The organism is Lentzea fradiae (assembly GCF_900100955.1).
Taxonomy (GTDB): Bacteria; Actinomycetota; Actinomycetes; order Mycobacteriales; family Pseudonocardiaceae; genus Lentzea; species Lentzea fradiae.
The window spans coordinates 224,964-246,661 of sequence record NZ_FNCC01000005.1 but is presented as its reverse complement, the minus strand read 5'-3'; the positions used below and the strand labels follow the sequence as shown (position 1 = coordinate 246,661).

Here is a 21,698-nt window from a genome sequence, read left to right as displayed (position 1 = left end):
GGTACATCGGGCCCTCCCCGCCACGGTGTTACCCCTTGTCGCACGCGTCGAGAGTGATCTTCAGGATCTCGTCGACGCGGGCCTGCCAGTCGGCTTCGGCGACCTCGCCGTTCAGCACCGCCACCGCGGCCAGCGTCACGGTGCCCTCGACGTCCGCGGTCAGCACCGGGACGTGCACGACCGGGGAGAACGCCGTGCCCTGCGGCGCGGTCCTGCGGTCCTCACCGGTCCAGCCGCACACCGCCACCAGCGACGACGGCAGGTCGGTGGCCCAGCCGGTCAGCTCGGCCCTGGTGCCGGGAGGGGCGCCGATGACGCGGTGGATGCGCAGCTCCTGGTCGTCCCAGACGGCCGTGACGCTCTCGACGCGCAGTCCCGGGACCATCACCTGGTCCGCGTCGAACACCGGGCGGTGCCAGGAGGCGGCCCAGTTGTCCCGCGCCCCCAGCGGGTGGATGCGGCGGCGCACGCTGCGGTCGCCCCGGTGCACCAGGGCGAGGTGGTTGTCGGCGACGTTGTGCCGTGCCGTCGGGCCGGTCGCCGTCGAGTAGGCGAACCGGCTGTAGAGCGGGTCGTCGTCGGTCGCGTACTCGCCCTCGAACGGGCGGACGTGGTCGCTGCCGTGGTTGTGCAGCCTCGTGACGCCGTTGTGGCGCTGGATGAGGAAACCCGGGCCGGGCAAGGCGAGCGTCCGGTCGGAGTCGTCGTCCTCCTCCTGCGCCGTCCACAGTGGATGGTCTGGTCCGGCGAGCAGGCAGACGAACGCCTTGGACGCCCAGTACGGCGAGGCCGGGCCGGAGTAGGGCTGGAGGCTCGCCTCGTGCGGGCCGTGCCAGCCGAGGCTGAGCAGGCCGCCGGTGAGCGCGCCGCGGTCGAGGAAGTACTCGAGCGTCCTGCCGATGAGAACGCGGGAGTGGCCGGGGCTCAGCGGCGTCTCCCCGGTGACGGCGCCCAGCGCGACGGCGGTCGCCGCGGCGAACCGGTAGGTCAGCGACCGGCCGAGGTAGAGCGGGGCGCCGTCCGCGCCGAACAGCAGGGAGAAGCTTTCGAGGTGCTCCCGGAGGCGCGTGGTGATCGGCTCACCGCCGAGGTGCGCGTCCAGGGCCGGGTACAGGTGCAGCGCCCAGCCGTTGTAGTGGTCGAACGCGCGGCCGTCGCCGTCGGAGTACCAGCCGTCACCGGCGTACCAGCCTTGGAGCAGCTCCATCGCGCGCTGCTTCGCCTGGCGCGTCTCGTCGTCGCCGCGTCCCGCCGCCTCCAGGAACGAGGCCACGGTGTACGGGAAGAAGTACCAGTTGTTCGCCGCCGGGACGTGCCGCAGCGCCTCGCGCAGCCACGCCTCGGCGCGGTCCTGCTCCTGGCAGGAGAGCCGGTCCCACAGCCACGGCTTGGTCAGGCGCAGGCCGAGCGCCACCGACGCCGACTCGACCATCGGCTGGCCGACGTCGAAGATCGCGGGCCACCGGCCGGACGTGCCCGCGACCAGGCCCGCGGCGTAGCGCTCCAGCCAGTTGTGCGGGTCGTCGCCGTGCGCGGTGCGGAACGCGGCGGCCAGGAACGTCCGCGCGTAGCCCTCCAGGCCGTCCGACCGTACACCGCTGTGCGACGGCCTGCCGGGCAGGTCGAGGAACGCCCGGTCCGGCGAGGCGTGCCGCCAGGCGGCGCCCAGCAGCGCGTCCGCCGTCCGCACCCACTGCTCACGGCCGATGCTCACGCGATGTGCTCCCTTCGCCCGGCCGGCACGGGCGTCCGGAACGGCTCCCCCGCCGCCCACCTGCGGACCTCCGCGAGGGCGTGGCGGCCCAGGCGGACCCATTCGTTGCCCTGCGAGCCCGCGAGGTGCGGCGTGATCAGAACGCTGTCGTGGTGCCACAGCGGGTGGTCCGGCGGCAGCACCTCCGGGTCGGTCACGTCGAGCACCGCCCGGATGCGGCCCACTTCCTCGGTGAGCGCCTCCTGGTCGACGACCGCGCCGCGGGCGGTGTTGACCAGCACGGCGTCGTCGCGCAACGACCTCAGCAGCTCGCGGCTCACCAGTCCCCTGGTCTGCGGCAGCAGCGGCGTGTGCACGCTGACGATGTCGCTGCGGCGGAACAGCTCGGTGAGGCCAACGGACTCGGCACCGTCCACTTCGGTCACGAACGGGTCGTGCACCAGCACGTGGAAATCGTAGGGCGCGAGCAGCTCCACCACCCGGCGCCCGATCATCGACGCGGACAGGATGCCGACCGTGGTGCCGTAGTTGCCGACCGAGTCCGGCACCCCGTACACCGAGAACGCCTTCGCCTCGCGGTACTCGCGGGCGCGTTCGAGGACCCGCTTGCCGCTGAGCAGGATCATCGCGACGGTGTACTCGGCGACGGGCAGCGCGTTGGCCTGCGCGGCCGAGGAGACCGCGATGCCGCGCTCCCAGCAGGCGTCGGTGACGAACCCCTTGACGGACCCGGCGGTGTGCACGATCGCCCGCAGGCTCGGCAGCCCCGCGAGCACCTCCTCGGTGATCGGCGGGCAGCCCCAGCCCGTGACGAGCAGGTCGACGTCCGGAACACCGTCGAAGCCCTCGTGCACGGCGCCGAAGTCGCAGACCTCCCGCAGCTCGGCCAGCACAGGTTCGAGGACGGCGGACGCGGCCTCCGCCGACATCACCCCCGCGGCCCTCACCGGACGGCTCCCGCGGTCAGGCCGCCCCGCCAGAACCGTCGCAGGGAGCTGAACGCGTCGATGACCCGCTGATCACCGCGCAGGGCGGACCAGAACGTGATCTCCACCGGACCTCCGGCACCGAGGCGTGGCGCCAGAGGTGCCGGGAGACCCGCCGCGAGGAACGTGCGCATGCCCCGCATCCTGATCGCCTGATCGGTTTGTCGTCAAGAAACGCTCAAACGCTCAGTCGATGCCCGGATCTTCAGCTCGGGCAGCAGCTCGACCCGCTGAGGCGTCGTGTCCCCGGTGCGGAGCTGCCGCACCAGCAGCTCCGCGGCCACCCGTCCGACCTCGGTCTTCGGCGGCGCGACCGCCGTGAGCGGAATGCTCCCGAGCGCCGCCACGACGTCGTCGTAGGCCACGACCGAACACCGTCCGGGCACGCTGATCCCCGCCTCGGTCAGCTGCTGGACCAGCATCAGCGCGTCCACGTCGCCGTGCAGGACCGCCGCCGTCGCCCGGTGCGCCCGCAGCACGCTCACCAGGCCGGTCTCGGGCGAGCTGCGGACCGTGATGGCGTCGTCGAGGCCGGCCGAGATCTCCGCGAACGCGCTCCTGAGCGCTCGCGCCGTCGGGCTGTCGTCGCGCGCGGCGAGCACGATCCGGCGATGTCCGAGGTCCGTCAGGTGCCGCACCGCGAGGTGCATCCCGTACCAGTGGTCCGAGCAGACCGAGCTCATCGCCCGCAGCCGCCCGCCGGGCCGCCGTTCCATGAGCACGGTCGGCACCCCGGTCTCGGCCAGCCACCCGTCCGCGGCCTCCTCGTCGGGCCCGCGCCACCGCGGCGCGATCAGCAGCCCCTGCACCGGCTCGCTCAGCGCCCGTTCCACGATCGGCCGTTCCGCGCCCTCGACCTGCGGCGCGATGTGCAGCACGACCCGCATCCCCGCCTCTTCGAGCGCGCCGCGGGCCCCGTTCATCGTCTCGTACAGGTAGGTGTGCCGCTCGGGCACGACCAGCGCGACCGTTCCGTTCGGCGCGGGCCGGGGCGCTGGCCGTGTGACCGGCGCCAGCGACCGCGCGACCCCGTGCCCCCTGCGCAGCTTGCCTAGCCGGGCCAGCTCCTCGACGTCGCGCCGGATCGTCACGATCGACACGTCGAGCTCACCGGCCAGGTCGCTCACCTTGACCGTGCCCCGCGACTCGACGACGGCCAGGACGCGCTGACGCCGGACATCGCTGGACTCGCGCATGGGGCCGCCTTGTTCGTTTGAGCGTTTCGCGGGAGCATAACGGTCCTCCGGCGCCCCAGCTGAAACGACTCTCAGCGAACGACGGCTAGTTTCGGGCGCGAGGGGGCGACATGAAGATCGTGATTCCGGGTGGTACCGGCCAGGTGGGCACAGTCCTCCGCCGGGCACTGACGGCGGCGGGCCACCAGGTGGTCGTCATCAGCCGGTCGGGCGGCGTCCGGTGGGACGGCGTCACGCTGGGCGGCTGGGCGAAGGAGATCGACGGCGCCGACGTCGTCGTCAACCTCGCCGGCCGCAGCGTGAGCTGCCGCTACACCGCCGAGAACCTCCGGCAGATGATGCGGTCGCGCGTCGACTCGGCGCGGGTGGTGGGCGAGGCGATCGCCAAGGCCGACGACCCGCCGCGGGTCTGGCTCCAGATGAGCACGGCGACGATCTACGCACACCGGTTCGACGCGCCGAACGACGAGGAGACCGGCGTCCTCGGCGGGCGCGAGCCGGACGTGCCGGGGTACTGGGCGTACAGCGTCGAGATCGCCAAGCGGTGGGAGGCGGAGCTGGCCGAGGCCGTCACCCCGCACACCCGCAAGGTCGCGTTGCGGACGGCGATGGTGATGAGCCCCGACCGCGGCGGTGTCTTCGACTACCTGTCGTGGCTCACGAGAGCGGGGCTCGGCGGGCCGGTCGCCGGCGGGCGGCAGTACGTCTCGTGGATCCACGACGAGGACTTCGTGCGGGCCGTCGAGTTCCTGGTCAGGCAGCCCGTCGAGGGTGCCGTCAACCTCGCGTCGCCCCACCCGCTGCCGCAGCGCGACCTCATGCGCGGCCTGCGCAGCGCGTGGGGCGTCCCGGCCGGGCTGCCCGCGACGCGGTGGATGGCGGAGGTCGGCGCGTTCGCGTTGCGGACGGACACGGAGCTGCTGCTCAAGAGCCGTCGAGTGGTGCCGGGCAGGCTGCAGGGGGCAGGATTCGAGTTCCACTTCCCGAACTGGCGGAAAGCGGCGCAGAATCTGGTCGAGCGCAGGAGGTGACATGCCCAGGACCAACGACGTCGGCGGGCTCGACGGGTTCGGCCCGGTGCTGGAGGAGCTCGACGAGCCGCCGTTCCACGCCGACTGGGAGGCGCACGTCTTCGCGATGAACCGCGCGCTGATCGGGCGCGGCATCTACAACCTGGACGAGTTCCGGGACGCCGTCGAGCGGACGATGACGCACGAGTCGTCGTACTACGAGAACTGGTTCCGGGCGATCGAGACGTTGCTGCGCGAGCGCGGCCATGTCTGAGCGGCGCACCGGCGAGCTGGTGCGGACGTCCACTGTGGACCCGGACCACCACACGCGGCTGCCGCACTACGCCCGCGGCAAGACGGGCGTGGTCGTCGGCGAGGACGGCGTGCACCCGCTCGCCGACCTGAGCGCACAGGGCGTCCACCGGCCACAGCAGGTCTACCTGGTGCGGTTCACGGCGCGGGAACTGTTCGGGCACGGCGACCACAGCGTCACGCTGTCCCTTTGGGAGGACTACCTCAGCGATGAGTGACGACCACGACGACTCGCCGATCGCGGCGCGGGTGCGGGAGCTGGAAGCGGCCCTGGAGGAGAAGGGGCTGCTCGACGCCCAGGAGCTCGACCGGGCACTGGAGGCGTTCACGAACCGGGCGTCGCCCGCCAACGGGTACCGCGTGGTGGCACGGGCGTGGACCGACGAGGCGTTCAAGGCGCGGTTGCTGGAGAACGCGAACGAGGCGTTGCCCGAGCTGGGGCTGTCGATGGGTGGTGGGCTGCAGGTGCAGCGGCTGCTCGTCGTCGAGAACACCGAGAGCGTGCACAACGTCATCGTGTGCACGCTCTGCAGCTGCTATCCGCTGTCGCTGCTCGGCCCGTCGCCCACCTGGTACAAGAGTCCCGCGTACCGGTCGAAGGTCGTGAGCCACCCGCGCGAGGTGCTGGAGCAGTTCGGGCTCACGCTGCCCGCCGGCACCGAGATCCGGGTGTGGGACGCGAACGCCGAGACGCGGTACATGGTGCTGCCGCGCCGTCCGGAAGGCACGGAGCACCTGTCCGAGGAAGAGCTCGCGGCACGGGTGACGCGCAACGGGCTGATCGGCACCGCGGCCGTCTGACCGCGGTGCCGTGCCGCGGTTACAGCGTCTTCATGATGTCGTCGATCGCCTTGCCGAGCTTCGCGTACTTCTGCGTGTACAGCACCGGGAACACGCCGGGCGGGTCGGCCGGGCGGTCGGCGTCGACGTAGTCGGTGCCCAGGTTGCAGAACACGACGACGACGTACTGGCGGTTGTCCCTGCCGCGGAACGACTTCACGATGCCCGCGTCGGAACCGGTCGTGTCGACCCAGCCGGTCTTGTGCGCGAACGTCACCTCGGCGGCGTCGTTGCACGGGCGGACGTCGCGGTCGTAGACGGCGTCGCCGACGGTCACGGTGCCGTCCTGCTCGATCCAGCGCGCCGGGACCGTCTGCCGGATGCCCTGCACCGGGTAGTCGCGGCCGCACCAGTTCGAGGTGGACAGCATCTCGTTGTGGCCCTGGTCGGCCAGCGTGCGCAGGAAGAACTCGCGCGAGGCCGGTGACAGCTCGTCGCGCGTGACCTGCCTGCCCTGCTCGGTCGTCCACAGCACGCCCGCGCCGCCGTTGACCAGAAGCAGGAGCTTGGCGGTGTCGAGGCCGCTCATGTTGGAGCCGAGCCAGCGCCCGCCGTTGCCGGGGATGGTCTCGGTGACCATCAGGGTCGGCATGCCGAGGTCGGCGAACGTCCGGTTGACCTCGTCCCACGCGTTCAGGTCGTGGATGAGCTTGATCAGCGAGCAGGTCGCCTCGTTCTGCGACTTGGTGATCATCTCGTCGAAGTGCTGGCGGACCTTCTTCACCGTGGGGCCGCCGCACGCCTCGCGCACCGGGTTCGGGTCGTAGGCGTAGTCCGCGTCGAGGTCGACCCTGCCCTGGTCGGCGAGGCGCAGCACGCCGAAGGCGACCATCAGCTTCAGCACGGACGCCGGGTAGGGCGAGGAGAAGTCGATCGGCGCGTTCTCGCGGCCCGGCAGCACGTCACGCGTGCCCTTGCCGCCGTTGACGTCCCACTCGGTGTCGTCCCACCAGCGGTAGCGGACCTGGTCGGTGGCGAGCTCGCGCGGCTTGACCGGCACCACCACCCCGTCCGGGTGCTGGGGGCTGAGCAGCACGTTCGCCACGGCCTTGGGCCGACCGGCGTGGTCGAGCTCGATGACCGCCGCGTCCATGTTCGGCGTCTGGTGCAACGGCTTGCCCTGCTGGACCGCCAGCACGCGGGCCTTGGCCGCCAGCTCGGCGGGGCTCGGGTCGTACTTCTCGCGCGGGCCCGCCACCCGTGCAGCGCCGGGCTCCGGTGGCGTCAGGTCGATGACGTCCTTGAAGTTCTGCGCGGCGATCGCCTCGCGCAGGCGTTCCGCCAGGGGGCGGTGCCCCGGTCCGGCGGCCGCGGCGGGCGTCAGTGCCGCGGCGGTGATGGTGAGCGCTGTGCACAGCGCGGTGAACCGCTTGAGGTTCATCCACTCCCCCAGTGAGTGCGTGGTCGGGACGGACATCGATCTTGCAGTACCCGGTGGATCGACGCAGGGGACGCGATCCGGGTTGCTTCACCCGTCCGAGTCACCGTCTCGACTGGACGTCCGCCGGCACGTTCTCGACCGACCGCACGGACCGCGACGCGACCATCCCGGCGGTGGCGAGCAGGTAGAGCGCCGCACAGCCGAGCAGGGTGGCGGGGATGCCCGCCGCGTGCGACACCGGCCCGACGGCGAGCTGCGCCAGCGGAATCGCGACGAACGACCCGAGCATGTCGTACGAGTACACCCGCGCGAGCTTGTCGGCGGGAACGTGGTGCTGCAACGAGGTCTCCCAGGCCACGCCGAACTGTTCGAGCCCCAGCCCGCACACGAACGCGGTGACCACGAGCAGCCAGGGTTCCGGGTGCACCACCATCACGACCGGCAGACCGGCGAACGCCGCCACGCACGTCACCCCGAGCAGCAGCAGGCGCCGCACCCGGATCCGCATGGCGACGAACGCGCCGGCGACCATCCCGGCCGTCTGCGCGGCCAGCACGAAACCCCACGTCTCACGCCCGAACGTGCTGTCGGCCAGCACCGGGCCGAGGATCATCAGGCCACCCACGTGCGCCGCGTTGACGAACGTGAAGGCCAGCACCACCACCCACACCCACTGGCGCGACACGAACTCCGTCCAGCCGGCCTTCAGCTCGGCCAGCACCGGCGGCTTGTGCGCGGGACGCACACCGGGCACCCGCACGAACGCGAAGAACACGCCCGCCAGCGCGAACGACAGCGCGTCGACCGCGAGACCCCAGCCGGGACCGGTGAACGCGACGAGCAGGCCACCGAGCGACGCTCCCCCGATGTTCGCGGAGTTCACCCCGAGGCGCAGCAACGCGTTGGCCCGCAACCGCACGTCCGGCGGCACGGTCTGCGGTACGAGCGCCGACGAGGCGGGCAGCGCGAACGCGCCGGACATCCCGTTGACGGCGGACAGCACCACGAGCCACGGCACCGAGACCGACCCGGTGAGCACGAGTGCCGCGACCAGCGCCTGGCTGGCCGCGCTCACGGCGCACGACCCGACGAGCACGAGGTGGCGCGGCAGCCGGTCGGCCACGACCCCGCCCCACAGCAGGAAGGCCACGTTGGTCAGCGACCGGGCCGCGACGACGATCCCCAGCGACGTCACCGACGACGTCAGGTCCAGCACGGCGAACGCGAGCGCGATCGGCGCCATCGCGTTGCCGATCACCGTCGTGGTGCGGGCCGTCAGCAGCCAGCGGAACGCCGGATGCGCCAAAGGCGCGAACATCTCCCCCATTTCGAGCACCGTACAACGCGACGCGGGAGCCGCCCGGCCCCCAGTGGACCGGACGGCTCCCGGTCATCGCACCCTGCGGTGCGATGCGGCGATGACCACCGCGGCGGCGACGGTCACCACGTTCTTCAGGATGTACTGGGCTTCGAAGGACGCCCGCAGCGGAGCGGACCACATCTCGGCCGGGAACAACACCAGCGGTGTCGACACCAGCAGGACGTGCCCGATCAGCAGGACGGCGCACGAGCGCGGTGCGCGGAAGCTCAGCAGTACCAGTGCGATCCCGATCTCGGTGATCGCGGCGCTCAGCCGCGCGAGGTCCCCGTGGACGATCCCGAACGTCAGCGCGGACACGGTGCGGTCCACGAGGTCCTCGGCGGGGCTGCCACCGGGGAACAGCTTCAGCACCCCGAACCAGAGGTACACGACCCCCAGCCCGATGCGCAGCAGCGGTGTCCCGGCCTCACCGGCGAACCGGGTGAGGCGTTCCTCGGTGGTCTCACGGCTTGTGACATCCGGACGTGTCATCGTTCCTCCCTCTCCTGTCTGACGGCCACCACACGGTCAGACAGGAGGCGCGAGGGAAGATCCGGGCCGGGTCCCGGCCCGGATCGGCTCAGCCGGATCAGCCCTGGGGGTCTCCCAGCGGGTTCAGCAGGTCGGCCTTGCCCTCGAACGCGAACAGCAGCAGGTCGACCATGCGGAACGTGCTGGCGTCCGGTCCGAGCGTCGGCCGCCAGTACGGCGAGCGCACGATCGAGATCCGGCTGCCTTCGATCGCGCGGTGGAAGACCTCCGCGGTGATCCGGCCGCCGACGCCGCCGAGCCGGCCGACGCCGACCTCGGCCTCGCGCAGGACGTAGAACCACAGCGGCGTCTCGGCGACCAGCTTCGCCCGCTGCTCCTGCGACAGGCCCTCGACGACCGCGCCGCCGTTGCCGGTCAGGATCTGCTCGGCGGTGAGCGGCTCCACGCCGAAGAGCTCGGCGAGCTGCTGCCCGGTGGCGAGCTCCATCATCGAGGCCCTGCTCAGGTTGCGGAACGCGAGGTTGCGCTCGATCTCCCGGAACGTCGTGCCGCGGCCGCCGAACGTGCCGGCCGGCAGCTGCGTCAGCGGGTTGACCAGCAGCGTGTCGATCCGCTTGGTGACGTTGCCGCCGCCGAACTCCTGCGGTGCCGCCAGGTCGTCCCGCTCGGCCTCGGTGAAGTCGTAGAGGCGGCGGAAGTCCGCGATCCAGTTGCTGGGCAACGTGAAGATCGGGCCCCGGTCGACGTCGTCGAGGTCGGCGGGCGTCTGCGAGCTCGGGTCGAAGTTGCCCGCCACGCCGGTGAACGTGAAGAGCGCGAACAGCGACGCGATGCCGCCCGGTCCCGTCGAGTTGAACACCCGGTTCCACTGGTACGCGCCGCGGACCTGGCTGTGCCCGAAGCGGTAGGAGGCCACCGAGAACTCGATCGGCATGGTCGGCGAGTTGTCCCGGTTGTAGTACTTGCCGGGCACCTCGAAGAACCTGCGGCCGTTGGTGAAGACGTCGTCGACGATCGCGGGGTCGACCACGCGCGGCAGGAAGTCGGTCTTGAGCATCCACTGGTAGTGGCGCACGACCAGCTCCTTGGCGGCCCGGAACAGCCGTTCCCCGCTCAGGCCGGTGAGCGCGAGCTCGTCGACGACGCGGTTGTGGAACCGGATGAACGCGAGGTGCGTCTGCGCCACCACGAGGTTCTCGTCGTTGCGGGCGTCGGGGATCAGCGGCAGCCGCCGGTCCGCCGCGGTGCCCGCCGTCCCGCCGCGGCGCGGCAGGTCGAAGCCCTCGAACGGGACGTTGGTGCCCTCGTCCGGGAACGGCACGGGCGTGGTGGTGCCCGTCTTGAGCTTCACCCCGTCCTGGTCGTAGAAGACCTGGTCGTCCTTGTCGCGCGGACCGCGGCCGTAGACCGAGTCGAGGTCCAGCGCGGGAGACCGTCCCTGCAGCAGCTCGTCGAGGTTGACGTCCTGGCCGAGCTGCGTGTCCGTGCGGTCCATCGTGAGGTCGTGGTCCACGAACTGGCCGAGGTAGGTGAACCCGGCCGGGACGGCGGGTTCGTCGGCCTGCGGGACGGCCGCGGTGATCGCGGACGCGAGGGCGACCCGGATCTCCTCGTCCGTTCTCGGCCCCTTCGGTCCCAGTCGCGAGAACCGGAACCTGCGCAGCTCCTCCAGCGTGGAAGGCTGGCGCGTGCTGGCTTCACCCCTGTCGTCGAACTCCAGCACACCTTCACCCACGACGAAGAAGCTGTCGCGCACGTGCCTTTTCATGTTTCCCCCTGTTTCCCCTCTACCAGGCGACCTGTTCCCCAACAAGCACCTGCCCCGCCGCCAAGTCTCCGTACGGACCAAATTCGCGTCGAAGCTTTTGGCGACAATCAAAAGGTGGTCACCGAGCGGATACGGCAACGGCGGGGTGTCTTCGCGGACAGGGGGCGGTCCGCGAAGCCGGGCGCCGCGACCGCGCGGTACCGGCACCCCCTGGACGGGCTACGGCGAGAGGGTGGTTTGCGGCCCGCGCCGAGTGGGTACCGCTACGAAATGCTCGAAGTCACGGTGACCCAGTCGTCACCTGCGTCCACCCTGATCACCGTCTCAGGTGAACTGGCAGGCTCCGGCTCGGAGAAGCTGCTGGCCCGGCTCGACCGGCTCCTCGACCAGGGACACCGCTACGTGGTGCTGGACCTCTCGGCCGTCACGTTCTGCGACTCCAGCGGGGTGAGCGCGCTCGTGCGCGGCCACGCCCGCGCGTCCGGTGCGGCGGGCGGGCTGCGCCTGTCCGCCGCCTCGCCCCAGGTGACGAAGGTGCTCGAACTGTCGGGGCTCGCCAGAATGCTCGGACTGAAGTCCACAGTGGACACAACAGCGGAGCGCGTCAGGTCGTGATGACGACCTTGCCCGCGGTGTGCTCCCGCACGAAGGCGACGCACGCCTCACGTCCCTCGTCGAGGGTGTAGCGGCGGCTGATCGTCGCGGTCAGGGCACCGCTGACGGCCAGTTCGGCGACGTCGCTCATGTCGCCGAACTCGCCGTCCAGGTCGAGCACGAACTCCTGCTCGATGTCGTCGCGGACCGGCTCGGCGGGCGGGTAGACGATGCTCAGCAGCTTGCCGCCCGGCCGGACCGCCTCGACCGCCGGGGCGATCCGGTCCGCTTTCAGCACGAGGTTGAAGACCGTGTCGACGTCTTGGGGGTAGGCGTCGCCGTACCCGATGACCTCCGCCGCGCCAAGACCGCGCAGCAGCTCCACGTCGGCCTCGGTGGCCGTGGCGATGACATGCACGCCCGCCGCCGCCAGCAACGGGACGAGCGCCGTGCCGACACCGCCGGTGGCCCCGATGACCAGCGCGGTCTGCCCCTCCTTCAGCTTCGCCTTGCCGATCAGCGGCAGCGCGGTCATCCCCGCCGTCGCCAGCGCGGCGGCGTCCGCCGCGTCCAGCCCGGGCGGGCGGTGGGCCAGCACCGGCGCGTCCGCCTCGAACACCGCGTACTCCGCGAACGCCCCCGTGCTGAGCGACGGCCTGGTCTTGCTCGCGATGGCCCTCATGGCCCGCGGCACGGCGGCGCCGAAGATCTCGTCGCCCACCGCGAACGCCGTCACGCCCGGCCCCACCTCGGTGACCGTGCCGGCGAAGTCGTTGCCCGGCACGTGCGGGAACTCCAGCTCCACGCTGCCGCGGTACGCGCCGCCGGGCAGGACGACGTCGGTCGGGTTGATCGACGCGGCGGCGATGCGGACCTGGATCTGCCCCGGCCCGGGACGCGGCACCGGAACCTCCGCGACCTGGAACTCCTCCGGCTGGCCGTACCCCGTCGCGACAACTGCCTTCATCTCGTCCTCCTCCATAAACGGACCGTGCGGTCACTTTCATCCTGCACGAAACGGACCGCGCGGTCAACTTGCTAGACTGCGGACGTGTCTTCGCGCGCCGACGCCGTCAGAAACCGCGAGCTGCTGCTCTCCGCCGCGGCCGAGGAGTTCGCGGAGAACGGCGTGGACGCGCCGATCTCGGCGGTGGCCCGCAGGGCGGGACTGGGCAAGGGCACGGTGTTCCGCCACTTCCCGACCAAGGACGACCTGGTCGCCGCCCTCGTGGTCGACCACGTCACCCGGCTCGTCGACCTGGCGAACGACCTGGTCGGCGCCGAGGACGCGGGCGCCGCCGTGCTGGAGTTCCTCAGCTTCGCCGCACGTCAGCGCCAGCTGCTCGACATCCCGTTCCTGGCCCACGTCTCCGACGAGGTGGCGGCGCGCAAGCAGGGCGAGCTGGAGCGGGCGATCACCGCGCTCGTCGACCACGCCCGCGAGCAAGGCGCTCTGCGGCCCGACGTCACCGGGATCGACGTGATGCGGCTGATGTGCGTGCCCAACGAGATCATGAGGAACCTGCCGGACGCCCAGCCCGACCTGTGGGAGCGCTACCTGGCGATCGTGTTCGACGGGCTGCGCCCCGAGGGGGCCCACCCGCTGCCGCACCCGCCGGCCGCCTGAGCGGAGGTGCCATGATGGCGGGGTGGAGTCGACGCGCATCGACCGCTGGCTGTGGGCGGTCAGGCTGACCAAGACCCGCCCGGACGCCGCCCAGGCGTGCCGGGGCGGTCACGTGCGCATCAACGACAAGCCCGCGAAGCCCTCCACGACCGTGGTGCCCGGCGACCAGGTCCGCGCCCGTGTCGGCGACAAGACCCGCATCGTCGAGGTGGTGCGGGTGATCCAGAAGCGGGTCGGCGCGGCGGACGCGGCCACGTGCTTCATCGACCGCACTCCCCCGCCCCCGCCGGACATCCCGGTGGCACGGCGCGACCGCGGCGCCGGACGCCCGACGAAGCGGGAACGCCGCGTGCTCGACCAGTTCCGCGCCCGCTGACGCCGGTTCAGACGAGATCGGCCAGCTCCGTCAGCGACGGCCCCAGCGGCAGGTCGACCCGGTGCGACGCCACCGGGTCGCCGCGCGTCTCGCCGCGGTTGATGATGACGACAGGGATTCCGGCCGAGGCGGCCCTGCGGACGAACCGCAGCCCGGACATGACGGTCAGCGAAGAGCCCAGGACCAGCAACGACCGTGCGCCGTCGACGAGCGAGCAGCACTGCTCGACGCGCGGGCGCGGCACGTTCTCGCCGAAGAACACGACGTCCGGCTTCAGCACGCCGCCGCAGTCCGCGCACGGCACGACCCGGAACCCCCGCACCTGCTCCTCCGGCAGGAACACGTCACCGTCGGGGTTGACCTCGTCGGTCGTGACGGCGAAGTCCGGGTTCGCTTCGCGCAGCCGGTGGTCCAGGTCGAGCCGCGGCGTGACCCGGCGGCAGTCCAGGCAGATCACCCGGTCGAGGCCGCCGTGCAGCTCGACGACGTCCGGCGTGCCCGCGGCCTGGTGCAGGCCGTCGACGTTCTGCGTGATCACGCCGCACAGCCGCGGCGACAGCCTGGCGACGGCGTGGTGGCCCGCGTTCGGGCGGGCCTGCGCGATGGTGCGCCAGCCGACGTGGCTGCGCGCCCAGTAGCGCCTCCTGCCCGCCTCGCTGCCGGTGAACTCGTCGTAGGTCATCGGGGTGTGCTTGCGCAGGGACCCGCCGTCGCCGCGGTAGTCGGGGATGCCCGACTCGGTGGACAGGCCCGCGCCGCTCAGCACCAGCACACCGCCCCGCTCGACGATCGGCACGACGTCGGCGAGGGTGGAGGTGCGCGGCAGCGACGGGCCCGGGTTCGTCCAGGTCAGGGTGGGCCTTGTTCGCACCTCACCAGCTTACGTACCGCTGCCGCGGCTCGGCCTCCGTCGCGGCCACGGTGCCGCTCGACGACGCCGTGACCAGCGCGAACCGCCTTGACCACCGCGCAGCAGAAGCTGGTCGCCCTGCATCGACGCCGGGCTCACGACCCAGCGGCGACTCCGGCAGGGGCTGTGCGGACCGGGCTGCCCGGCCCGCACTGCCCCGGACCCGTCAGCTGAACGTCTCCGCGAGCAGCTGCGCGGTCTTGACCAGCAACGGCTCGTCGGCGCCGCCGTCTGGGTCGCTCTCGCGCGTCGACAGGGTCGCGATCACGATCGGCGCCCGGCCGGGCGGGAACGCGATGCCGACGTCGTTGGTCGTGCCGTACGAGCCGCCGCCGGTCTTGTCGCCCCAGCCCCACTCCGCCGGCAGGCCGGCGCGGACGCGGTTGCCGCCGGTCGTGTTGGCCAGCAACCAGTTCGTGAGCTGCTCGGCGTCGGGGCGGTCGAGCGCGTGGCCGAGGGTGAGACGCGCGTAGCTCTGCCCGATGGCGCGCGGCGAGGTCGTGTCGGTCCTGCGGCCCGGCTCGGCCGAGTTCAGCTCCGGCTCGTAGCGGTCGAGCCGGGTCACCGGGTCACCGATCGACCGGGCGAACCGGCTGATGGCGGTCGGCCCGCCGAGCTCGCGCAGCAGCAGGTTGGCCGCGCAGTTGTCGCTGTAGGTGATGGTCGCCTCGCACAGGGCGGAGACCGTCATGCCGTTCGCGAGGTTCGCGGGCAGCCCGGTGATCGGCGCGTACCCGGACTTGTCGGCCTCGGCCTGCGTGTACGTGATCACCTTGCCCAGCAACGACCCGTCCACGTCACGGCGCAGCACCGCGGCCGCCGCCAGCGTCTTGAACGTCGAGCACATCGGGAAGAGCTCGTCCGCCCGGTGCAGCACCGTGCGGCCGGAACCGGTGTCGAGCGCGAACACGCCAAGACGGGCGCCGTGCCGTCGTTCCAGCTCGCGCAGCCTGCCCGTCACCGGTGACGCCTGCGCGGCGGCGGGCACCGCCACCGCGAGCACGGCTCCCGCACCCAGCGCCAAGGCCGCACGTCGGTCAATTCGCAACGTCTTATCCCCTTCGCGTGAAACCTCTCCACAGACCAGGACGCGCGAGAGATCAACCGGTTGTCATCCGATCCGGCGCCAGCACGCGAGGAAGGTCAGCGCGGCGATCAGCGACCCGGCCGACGCGAACGAGCCCGCGCCGAGGTAGACGACCCACTCGTCGGCGTCAAGTCCTTGCCGTGCCAGCGGAACACCCCACAGGATCACGCCGAGCACGAGCGAGACAGCGGCGACCAACGACCAGAAGACAACCAGAACCACCCGGCCGACTCGCCGCGGCCCGTCATAGACCTGCAAAGATCCTTTCCTTTGCAGCCAAAGAGAAGCCAGCGCGGCGACAGCCAGGGCGATGCCGTCGGCTGCGAGCGTGTCGCTGAGCCGGTGCCACTTCGCCGTCAACGTGTACTGGCCGATCGCCGTTGCCCACGGCAGCACGAAGAACAGCATCACACCGCGCCACTTCCACGGCACGACGATGACCGCCGCAAACAACACGGTCATGGCGATCGTCGTGTGTCCACTCGGGAGGCTGTTGTGCGCGTAGTCGCCGGTGACCTCGACCAGCGCCGGTCGTGGCAGGACGAACCGCTTGAGCACCTGCACGACCAGCTGCCCCGCGACGATCACACTGACCGCCGCGACCGTGAGGTCCCAACGCTTCCTGAGCACGCCGACGAGCGCCACGGCCAGCACAGCCGCCGCCAGCGAGTAGACGGTGATCTGGCCGAGCGCGGCCCAGGCAGCGTCCGTTTCGGACACGTCGTCCTGGTCGACACCACGCAGCGCCGCGTTCTCGATGGTCTGCCCGGTCCTCGTCAGCACCGCGAGCACGTACACGACCGCGGCGAAGACGAACCCCGCCGCCGCGACCACGGGCCACCGTCGATAGTTCACGGCGCCGACTCTGCCGCCGTTCGGCCTACCGCGCAGCGCGAAGATCGATCCACTCCGGCACGCCGGGCTCGGGAAGGTGCGCGGGCGGCAAGCCCGCGAACGGCTACTGGCCGGACGTTCTCAGCGCCGCGGGTCGGTCGCCGCCCAGCCGGGCGCGATCCGGTCCGTGGCCTCGGGGTCGACCGCGTGCCGGGCGACGTGACGTCCCGGCTTCTTGCCCATCATCATGATGACGACGGCCGCGATCAGGCCGACCGTCGCGAGTGCCGCCGCGACCGCGCGGGCGGCCGGGTGGTCGAGGACCAGCGTGCTGATCGTCAGCGCGAGCACGATGGCGGCGATCGGGCCGATGACGGCCATGTCCGACCGCTCCTCCTGCTCACCGGCGACCTCGACCGGCATCGCGGCCGGGCGGGCCACGGGCACCCTCGTCGTCGGCGCCTGACTCCCCGGCACCTGACCCGCGGTTGCCTGGCCCAGGGGCACCTGCCCACCGGGCGCGTGGCCCTGGGGCACCTGCCCCGCGGGCACCCGCGTCACGGGCGCCTGGACCTCGATCGTCTCGAAGTCCCCGTGCCGTTCGTGGGGCTGGGGCCGCAAGCCCGGAGGAACCGTCACGCGAGCCATGCTGCCCGACACAGGCGCGTCGCCGCAAACCTCGCAATCCGGTCTGCTACGTGTTCCCCTGTAACGCCAGGGTCGGTCAGGGAGGTTCGTCATGTGCCGGTGGCTTGCGTACTCGGGTTCACCGGTGCGGCTGGAGGAGCTGCTCTACGCGCCGGCGAACTCGCTCGTCATGCAGTCCAAGCACGCCCGGCTGGGCGCGACGGCGGTCAACGGCGACGGGTTCGGCATCGGCTGGTACGGCAACGCCCCCACCCCCGGCCTGTTCCTGAGCACCGAACCGGCGTGGAACGACCGCAACCTGCGCGAACTGTCCGCCCAGATCACGGTGGACCGGGTGTTCGCGCACGTCAGGGCGTCGACCGGCGGCGCGGTGCAGCGGTCGAACTGCCACCCGTTCCGCCACAAGAGCTGGCTGTGGATGCACAACGGCCTCATCGCCCAGTTCCCGCTTCTCCGCCGCGACCTCGCGATGGCGGTCGACCCGGAGCTGTTCCCGCTGATCGAGGGCTCGACCGACTCCGAGGTCATGTTCTACCTGGCGATCAGCTTCGGCCTGGAGCAGGACCCGCCCGCCGCCGTGGCGCGCATGGTCGGCTTCGTCGAGGACGTCGGCAGGCGCGCGGGCATCGAGTACCCGATCCAGATGACCGTCGCCGTCACGGACGGCTCGACCACCTGGGCGTTCCGCTACTCGAGCCGAGGCAAGTCGCGGTCGCTGTTCCACAGCACCGACGTGTCGACGCTGCGCCGCCAGTACCCGGACAACCCGGCCCTGCACCACCTCGGCGACGACTCCCGCCTGATCGTGTCCGAACCCCTCGGCGACCTGGTCGGGGCGTGGCAGGAGGTGCCGGAGTCGACGTGCGTGGTCGTCCGGACAGGCGTGGAAGAGGAACTGCTCCCGTTCAAGCCATGACGGAGTCCACTCTCGACACGACGGTGTCGATGCCGTCCATGTCGTCAACATGTTCGTCAACCTCGTCAACATGTCAGTCAATGTCGCTGTCAACGTCATCAACGTCGTCCACATAGCCGTCAACATCGCCACCGAGGCCGTCGTCAACGTCGGAAGTCGGTCCAGTCTGTTCGCGACACTAGGATCGGTCGGGTGTTCGTGAAGCTGTGTGGCCTGCGCACCGAGTCCGACGTGGCCGTAGCGGTCGAGAGCGGAGCCGACGCCGTCGGGTTTGTGCTCACCGCCAGTCCCCGCCGCATCGACGCCGATCTGGCGCGCACGCTCGTCGCGGCCGTACCGGACCACGTGCTGACCGTCGCCGTCGTGCGCGGCATCCCGGCTGAGGAGGCGGGCGAGCTGGCGCTGAAGACCGGCGTCGGCGCGTTGCAGCTGCACGGCGACTACCCGAAAGAAGCGTTCGACGAGCTGGCCGGTCAGCCGTTCCAGCTGGTCAGGGCCATCGCGCTCGGGCCGGGCACCGACGTGCGCACGGGCGCGTTCGGCGAGGACCTGCTGCTGATCGACTCGCCCGTCGCCGGCTCCGGCGAGCAGTGGGACATCACGCGCCTGGACGAGAACCGCCCGACGGGCCGGTGGCTGCTGGCGGGCGGCCTGTCGCCGGAGACGGTCGCCAACGCCGTCACCGCCGCCCGGCCGTGGGGGGTCGACGTGTCGAGCGGCATCGAGTCGAGCCGCGGCGTGAAGGACCACGGCCGGATGCGCGAGTTCGTCGCCGCCGCCCGCGCCTGATCACTGCGCTCGCCACCCGAGCACGACAGCGACACCCCGATTCCGCCACGCCAGGCCACCTCCCAGCCTCGCCATGCCAGCCTCGCCACATCACCACCGCCAAGTCACCGTCCGCCCGCCGCCACCGCAGGTCGCCAGGCGGCGCGGCCAGCTCGGAGAAGATCAGGTCGGCGTCGCGGTTCTCCGTGCTGCCGTTCGCCGAGGTCGCCGGTGTGCGGACAACGACGTCGTGCGGGCACTGGACGTACCGGTCATCCTGGCGTGACCCGCACCGTCCGAAGTGGACTCCGGCGGCCCGCGTCTTGACTCGCGGCGGCCCACCGGTCACGCTGCGACCCGTGACGAGCCTGGCTGAGGAGCACGTCAAACCCGCGGTGCGCTGGGGCATCGGCCACGCCCTGCCGCGCACGGTGATGCGCCTGGCCGCGCGCCGCGGCGACCTGCAGGGCCGCATCACCGTCGAGGCGTCCTCCGGCGCCGACCTGACCGGCCTGTTCGACGAGATCCGTGCCCGCGGCCCGCTCGCCCCGACCAGGGTCGGCCACACCACGACCCGGCACGCGGTGGTCAAGGCGCTCCTGGCCGACGACGCCTTCGTGACCGCCCGCCCGAGGTTCGGCGCCGGCATCCTCGGCAAGCTCGCCGCGTGGTCGGACACGGACGTGATGCACCCCGTCCGCCCGCCGTCGCTGCTGGCCGTCGAACCACCGTCGCACACCCGCTACCGCAAGCTGGTCACCAGGGTGTTCACCGCCCGCGCCGTCGAGCAGCTGCGCGCCCGCACCCAGCAGATCGCGGACGAGCTGCTCGACGACCTCGCCCCGGCGAACCCCGTCGACCTCATCGAGACCTACTGCGGCCTCCTGCCGGTCACCGTGATCAGCGAGATCCTCGGTGTCCCGCAGAACGAGCGCGCGACGGTCCTGGCCCTCGGCGCCGCCGCCGCACCGAGCCTCGACCTCGGCCTGCCGTGGCGGGTGTTCCGCAGCGTCGAGTCGGGCCTGAACACGTTCGACGCGTGGCTGAGCCGCCACCTCGACGCGCTGCGCCGCAACCCCGGCGACAACCTGCTCAGCCGCCTGATCACCGCCCGCGAGGACGGCGAGGGCCTCACCGAACGCGAGCTGAAGGCCACCGCGGGCCTGGTGCTGGCCGCGGGCTTCGAGACCACCGTCAACCTCCTCGGCAACGGCATCGCACTGCTGACCAGCCACCCCGGCCAGCTCGCCACCGTCCGCGCCCGCCCGGAGCTGTGGAGCAACGCGGTGGACGAGATCCTCCGCTTCGACGCACCGGTCCTGCTGACCGGCCGCATCTGCGCCCGAGACACGACGCTGGCGGGCGTCCCGGTCCGCCGCGGCCAGCTCGTCACCACCGTCCTGGCGGGCGCCAACCGCGATCCCGAGGTGTTCGAGAACCCGCACGAGTTCGACGTCACCCGGGCCAACGCCCGCGACCACGTCTCGTTCGGCGCGGGCCGCCACTACTGCCTCGGCGCGCAGCTCGCCCGCATGGAGGGGGAGATCGGCCTGCGCACGATCTTCGACCGCTTCCCCGACCTGACGCCACTGGCCGGGGCACGACGGCGGCCGACCCGCATCCTGCGCGGCTTCGAGACCCTCCCCGCCCGGCTGGGCGGCCCCGGCGCGAGCTGATACCCGTTCCCCTGTCCGTGCTGGTCGTGGCCACCGGCCACCGATGGCCGGTCACCTGGCCTGGCCACCGGCGCCCCGCCGGCTCCACGATCGGCCGCATGCCGACGAGACTCCGCACCGCCGCCGAGCGCGGAACGATCCTGCTGACCACCCTGGCCGTCGCCCTGGTCCTGTCCAGCCCGTACGTGCGGGCGGACGAGCCCGCGCCGCCCCTGCTGACGGACGGTTTCGGCATCACGGTCACGGACCAGCCGCAGTGGGTCGACGACCAGCGCCGCACGTTCGTCTTCAGCGTCGCCACGGACCAGGTGCCGACGCCGACGTTGTTGGAGGGGCAGGAGCCCGGAAAGCACAAGGTGGTTGTGACGCTGCCGTCGAGTTACGACCCGAGCGCGCGCTATCCGGTGCAGTACTACCTGCACGGGCATCCGGATCGGCCGGACTCGGCGTGGAACCGGCGTGTTGTCGAGAAGGCGACGGAGGGCGTGCCGCTGATCACCGTGCAGCCCAACGGGAGCGGGCGCGGGTGGTACTCGAACTGGGTCAACCCCGGTGCGGCCGGGCCCCAGAACTGGGAGACGTTCCACCTGGACCAGCTCGTGCCGTTCGTCGACGCGAACCTGAACACGATCGCGTCCAGGGAGGGCAGGGCGATCGTCGGGCATTCGATGGGCGGGTTCGGCGCCATGCACTACGCGGAGCACCAGCCTGACCTGTTCCACGCGGTGGGCAGCTTCTCGGGTGGGCTCGACCTGCGGAACTCCGAGATCCGGGCGGCCATCACCGCCACGCTGGTCAACCCGGCGTCCGGCACGCCCACGGTCAACGTGGACGCGGTGTTCGGGCCGCCGGTGTGGCCGTTCGACGGGGTGTGGAACGCGCAGAGTCCCGCCCACCACGTCGGGTCGTTGCGGGGCATGAAGGTCGCGCTCTACACCGGCAACGGCGGTGATCTCACGGTCAACCCGATCCAGGCGGTGCTGGAGAACCGGGCGCGGGAGACGGCGCTCGTGACCGCCGCCAACCTCACGGCGAACGGCATCCCGTTCCACTTCGCCGACTACGGCGACGGGAGCGGCTGGGCGCCTGGCTGCACGGGCAAGCACGCCGAGGAGCCGTGTGTTCAGGCGGACATGAACCACTTCGTCCAGTTGCTCGCGCAGGGCTTCTGACGTGCGACGTTCGGCGTGAGCTGAACGGGGC

General features: G+C 71.6%; 24 protein-coding genes. 11 read left to right on the top strand and 13 right to left on the bottom strand.

Annotation, left to right across the window (positions count from 1 at the left end; all coding sequences use genetic code 11):
- Positions 1-28 precede the first annotated feature (28 nt).
- From BLT23_RS13270 to BLT23_RS13260, 4 genes are read right to left on the bottom strand one after another with little or no spacing between them, the layout of a single operon-like run.
- Positions 29-1,714 carry a DUF2264 domain-containing protein gene (locus BLT23_RS13270; protein ID WP_245743927.1) on the bottom strand — a complete coding sequence of 562 codons (1,686 nt, stop codon included), beginning with the start codon at positions 1,712-1,714 and terminating at the stop codon, positions 29-31.
- The gene (locus BLT23_RS13265) at positions 1,711-2,661 is read right to left on the bottom strand and encodes a hydroxyacid dehydrogenase (RefSeq protein ID WP_245743926.1); all 951 of its coding nucleotides are present in this window, start codon (positions 2,659-2,661) and stop codon (positions 1,711-1,713) included. Before BLT23_RS13265 ends, BLT23_RS13270 begins: the two co-directional genes overlap by 4 nt.
- A complete protein-coding gene (locus BLT23_RS40685; protein ID WP_176946727.1) occupies positions 2,658-2,834 on the bottom strand; it encodes a hypothetical protein in 177 nt (58 codons plus the stop codon). Before BLT23_RS40685 ends, BLT23_RS13265 begins: the two co-directional genes overlap by 4 nt.
- Positions 2,835-2,867: 33 nt before the next feature.
- Positions 2,868-3,896 carry a substrate-binding domain-containing protein gene (locus BLT23_RS13260; RefSeq protein WP_090048943.1) on the bottom strand — a complete coding sequence of 343 codons (1,029 nt, stop codon included), beginning with the start codon at positions 3,894-3,896 and terminating at the stop codon, positions 2,868-2,870.
- Between the two features lie 110 nt (positions 3,897-4,006).
- Here BLT23_RS13260 and BLT23_RS13255 point away from each other — a divergent pair, with 110 nt between their 5' ends.
- From BLT23_RS13255 to BLT23_RS13245, 4 genes are read left to right on the top strand one after another with little or no spacing between them, the layout of a single operon-like run.
- On the top strand, positions 4,007-4,927 hold the full coding sequence (locus BLT23_RS13255; RefSeq protein WP_090048942.1) for an epimerase: 921 nt from the start codon (positions 4,007-4,009) through the stop codon (positions 4,925-4,927).
- A gap of 1 nt (position 4,928) precedes the next feature.
- Complete coding sequence (locus BLT23_RS42180) at positions 4,929-5,180, top strand: SH3-like domain-containing protein (RefSeq protein WP_218133735.1); 252 nt, start codon at positions 4,929-4,931, stop codon at positions 5,178-5,180.
- The gene (locus BLT23_RS42175; protein WP_218133734.1) at positions 5,173-5,436 is read left to right on the top strand and encodes an SH3-like domain-containing protein; all 264 of its coding nucleotides are present in this window, start codon (positions 5,173-5,175) and stop codon (positions 5,434-5,436) included. Before BLT23_RS42180 ends, BLT23_RS42175 begins: the two co-directional genes overlap by 8 nt.
- Positions 5,429-6,019 (top strand): nitrile hydratase subunit alpha, encoded by a 591-nt coding sequence (locus tag BLT23_RS13245; RefSeq protein ID WP_090048940.1) that lies wholly within the window; start codon positions 5,429-5,431, stop codon positions 6,017-6,019. The genes BLT23_RS42175 and BLT23_RS13245 overlap by 8 nt, the downstream gene beginning before the upstream one ends.
- A gap of 19 nt (positions 6,020-6,038) precedes the next feature.
- Here the strand turns inward: BLT23_RS13245 and BLT23_RS13240 are convergent, their stop codons facing one another.
- The 4 genes from BLT23_RS13240 to BLT23_RS13225 all read right to left on the bottom strand — a co-directional run bounded on the left by BLT23_RS13240 (position 6,039) and on the right by BLT23_RS13225 (position 11,059).
- Positions 6,039-7,475, bottom strand: a complete 1,437-nt coding sequence (locus BLT23_RS13240) for a serine hydrolase (protein ID WP_245743925.1) — start codon at positions 7,473-7,475, stop codon at positions 6,039-6,041.
- A gap of 64 nt (positions 7,476-7,539) precedes the next feature.
- On the bottom strand, positions 7,540-8,766 hold the full coding sequence (locus tag BLT23_RS13235; protein WP_090048939.1) for an MFS transporter: 1,227 nt from the start codon (positions 8,764-8,766) through the stop codon (positions 7,540-7,542).
- Positions 8,767-8,829: 63 nt separating this feature from the next.
- A complete protein-coding gene (locus BLT23_RS13230) occupies positions 8,830-9,291 on the bottom strand; it encodes a DoxX family protein (protein ID WP_090048938.1) in 462 nt (153 codons plus the stop codon).
- A 97-nt stretch (positions 9,292-9,388) separates the two neighbouring features.
- Positions 9,389-11,059, bottom strand: coding sequence for a peroxidase family protein (locus BLT23_RS13225; RefSeq protein ID WP_090048937.1), 1,671 nt, complete (start codon positions 11,057-11,059; stop codon positions 9,389-9,391).
- A 270-nt stretch (positions 11,060-11,329) separates the two neighbouring features.
- Here BLT23_RS13225 and BLT23_RS13220 point away from each other — a divergent pair, with 270 nt between their 5' ends.
- Complete coding sequence (locus tag BLT23_RS13220; RefSeq protein ID WP_090048936.1) at positions 11,330-11,674, top strand: STAS domain-containing protein; 345 nt, start codon at positions 11,330-11,332, stop codon at positions 11,672-11,674.
- On the opposite strand, the gene BLT23_RS13215 is transcribed toward BLT23_RS13220, so the two are convergent.
- Positions 11,664-12,620: an NADP-dependent oxidoreductase gene (locus tag BLT23_RS13215; RefSeq protein ID WP_090049439.1), complete on the bottom strand. Its 957-nt coding sequence runs from the start codon at positions 12,618-12,620 to the stop codon at positions 11,664-11,666. The two genes, BLT23_RS13220 and BLT23_RS13215, sit on opposite strands and share 11 nt — an antisense overlap.
- Before the next feature lie 84 nt (positions 12,621-12,704).
- On the opposite strand from BLT23_RS13215, the gene BLT23_RS13210 reads away from it, so the two are divergent.
- Together BLT23_RS13210 and BLT23_RS13205 are read left to right on the top strand one after the other, a co-directional pair.
- Positions 12,705-13,280, top strand: a complete 576-nt coding sequence (locus tag BLT23_RS13210; RefSeq protein ID WP_090048935.1) for a TetR/AcrR family transcriptional regulator — start codon at positions 12,705-12,707, stop codon at positions 13,278-13,280.
- A 22-nt stretch (positions 13,281-13,302) separates the two neighbouring features.
- Complete coding sequence (locus BLT23_RS13205) at positions 13,303-13,656, top strand: RNA-binding S4 domain-containing protein (protein WP_090048933.1); 354 nt, start codon at positions 13,303-13,305, stop codon at positions 13,654-13,656.
- A gap of 7 nt (positions 13,657-13,663) precedes the next feature.
- Here BLT23_RS13205 and BLT23_RS13200 read toward each other — a convergent pair whose 3' ends face one another.
- The 4 genes from BLT23_RS13200 to BLT23_RS13185 all read right to left on the bottom strand — a co-directional run bounded on the left by BLT23_RS13200 (position 13,664) and on the right by BLT23_RS13185 (position 17,126).
- The gene (locus tag BLT23_RS13200; protein WP_090048932.1) at positions 13,664-14,527 is read right to left on the bottom strand and encodes an NAD-dependent protein deacetylase; all 864 of its coding nucleotides are present in this window, start codon (positions 14,525-14,527) and stop codon (positions 13,664-13,666) included.
- A gap of 205 nt (positions 14,528-14,732) precedes the next feature.
- Entirely contained in the window at positions 14,733-15,614 is an 882-nt protein-coding gene (gene bla, locus BLT23_RS13195) for a class A beta-lactamase (protein ID WP_218133733.1), read from the bottom strand.
- Between the two features lie 63 nt (positions 15,615-15,677).
- Positions 15,678-16,508, bottom strand: a complete 831-nt coding sequence (locus BLT23_RS13190; protein ID WP_245743924.1) for a phosphatase PAP2 family protein — start codon at positions 16,506-16,508, stop codon at positions 15,678-15,680.
- A gap of 120 nt (positions 16,509-16,628) precedes the next feature.
- Positions 16,629-17,126, bottom strand: a complete 498-nt coding sequence (locus BLT23_RS13185; RefSeq protein ID WP_143035923.1) for a hypothetical protein — start codon at positions 17,124-17,126, stop codon at positions 16,629-16,631.
- 100 nt (positions 17,127-17,226) lie between these two features.
- Between BLT23_RS13185 and BLT23_RS13180 the strand changes: the two genes are divergently transcribed.
- From BLT23_RS13180 to BLT23_RS13165, 4 genes are all read left to right on the top strand, one after another.
- Positions 17,227-18,051, top strand: a complete 825-nt coding sequence (locus BLT23_RS13180) for a class II glutamine amidotransferase (RefSeq protein ID WP_090048926.1) — start codon at positions 17,227-17,229, stop codon at positions 18,049-18,051.
- A 192-nt stretch (positions 18,052-18,243) separates the two neighbouring features.
- The gene (locus BLT23_RS13175; protein ID WP_090048925.1) at positions 18,244-18,840 is read left to right on the top strand and encodes a phosphoribosylanthranilate isomerase; all 597 of its coding nucleotides are present in this window, start codon (positions 18,244-18,246) and stop codon (positions 18,838-18,840) included.
- 338 nt (positions 18,841-19,178) lie between these two features.
- Entirely contained in the window at positions 19,179-20,495 is a 1,317-nt protein-coding gene (locus BLT23_RS13170) for a cytochrome P450 (RefSeq protein WP_245743923.1), read from the top strand.
- A 98-nt stretch (positions 20,496-20,593) separates the two neighbouring features.
- On the top strand, positions 20,594-21,667 hold the full coding sequence (locus BLT23_RS13165; protein ID WP_090049435.1) for an alpha/beta hydrolase: 1,074 nt from the start codon (positions 20,594-20,596) through the stop codon (positions 21,665-21,667).
- Positions 21,668-21,698: the final 31 nt, after the last annotated feature.

What these genes read in the sequence shown, in the direction of transcription:
- BLT23_RS13220 (WP_090048936.1), top strand. Translation starts at nt 11,330, where the DNA reads ATGCTCGAAGTCACGGTGACCCAGTCGTCACCTGCGTCCACCCTGATC.
- BLT23_RS13230 (WP_090048938.1), bottom strand. Translation starts at nt 9,291, where the DNA reads ATGACACGTCCGGATGTCACAAGCCGTGAGACCACCGAGGAACGCCTC.
- BLT23_RS13235 (WP_090048939.1), bottom strand. Translation starts at nt 8,766, where the DNA reads ATGGGGGAGATGTTCGCGCCTTTGGCGCATCCGGCGTTCCGCTGGCTG.
- BLT23_RS13215 (WP_090049439.1), bottom strand. Translation starts at nt 12,620, where the DNA reads ATGAAGGCAGTTGTCGCGACGGGGTACGGCCAGCCGGAGGAGTTCCAG.
- BLT23_RS13225 (WP_090048937.1), bottom strand. Translation starts at nt 11,059, where the DNA reads ATGAAAAGGCACGTGCGCGACAGCTTCTTCGTCGTGGGTGAAGGTGTG.
- BLT23_RS13255 (WP_090048942.1), top strand. Translation starts at nt 4,007, where the DNA reads ATGAAGATCGTGATTCCGGGTGGTACCGGCCAGGTGGGCACAGTCCTC.
- BLT23_RS13260 (WP_090048943.1), bottom strand. Translation starts at nt 3,896, where the DNA reads ATGCGCGAGTCCAGCGATGTCCGGCGTCAGCGCGTCCTGGCCGTCGTC.
- BLT23_RS13180 (WP_090048926.1), top strand. Translation starts at nt 17,227, where the DNA reads ATGTGCCGGTGGCTTGCGTACTCGGGTTCACCGGTGCGGCTGGAGGAG.
- BLT23_RS42180 (WP_218133735.1), top strand. Translation starts at nt 4,929, where the DNA reads ATGCCCAGGACCAACGACGTCGGCGGGCTCGACGGGTTCGGCCCGGTG.
- BLT23_RS42175 (WP_218133734.1), top strand. Translation starts at nt 5,173, where the DNA reads ATGTCTGAGCGGCGCACCGGCGAGCTGGTGCGGACGTCCACTGTGGAC.
- BLT23_RS13240 (WP_245743925.1), bottom strand. Translation starts at nt 7,475, where the DNA reads ATGTCCGTCCCGACCACGCACTCACTGGGGGAGTGGATGAACCTCAAG.
- BLT23_RS40685 (WP_176946727.1), bottom strand. Translation starts at nt 2,834, where the DNA reads ATGCGCACGTTCCTCGCGGCGGGTCTCCCGGCACCTCTGGCGCCACGC.
- BLT23_RS13245 (WP_090048940.1), top strand. Translation starts at nt 5,429, where the DNA reads ATGAGTGACGACCACGACGACTCGCCGATCGCGGCGCGGGTGCGGGAG.
- BLT23_RS13165 (WP_090049435.1), top strand. Translation starts at nt 20,594, where the DNA reads ATGCCGACGAGACTCCGCACCGCCGCCGAGCGCGGAACGATCCTGCTG.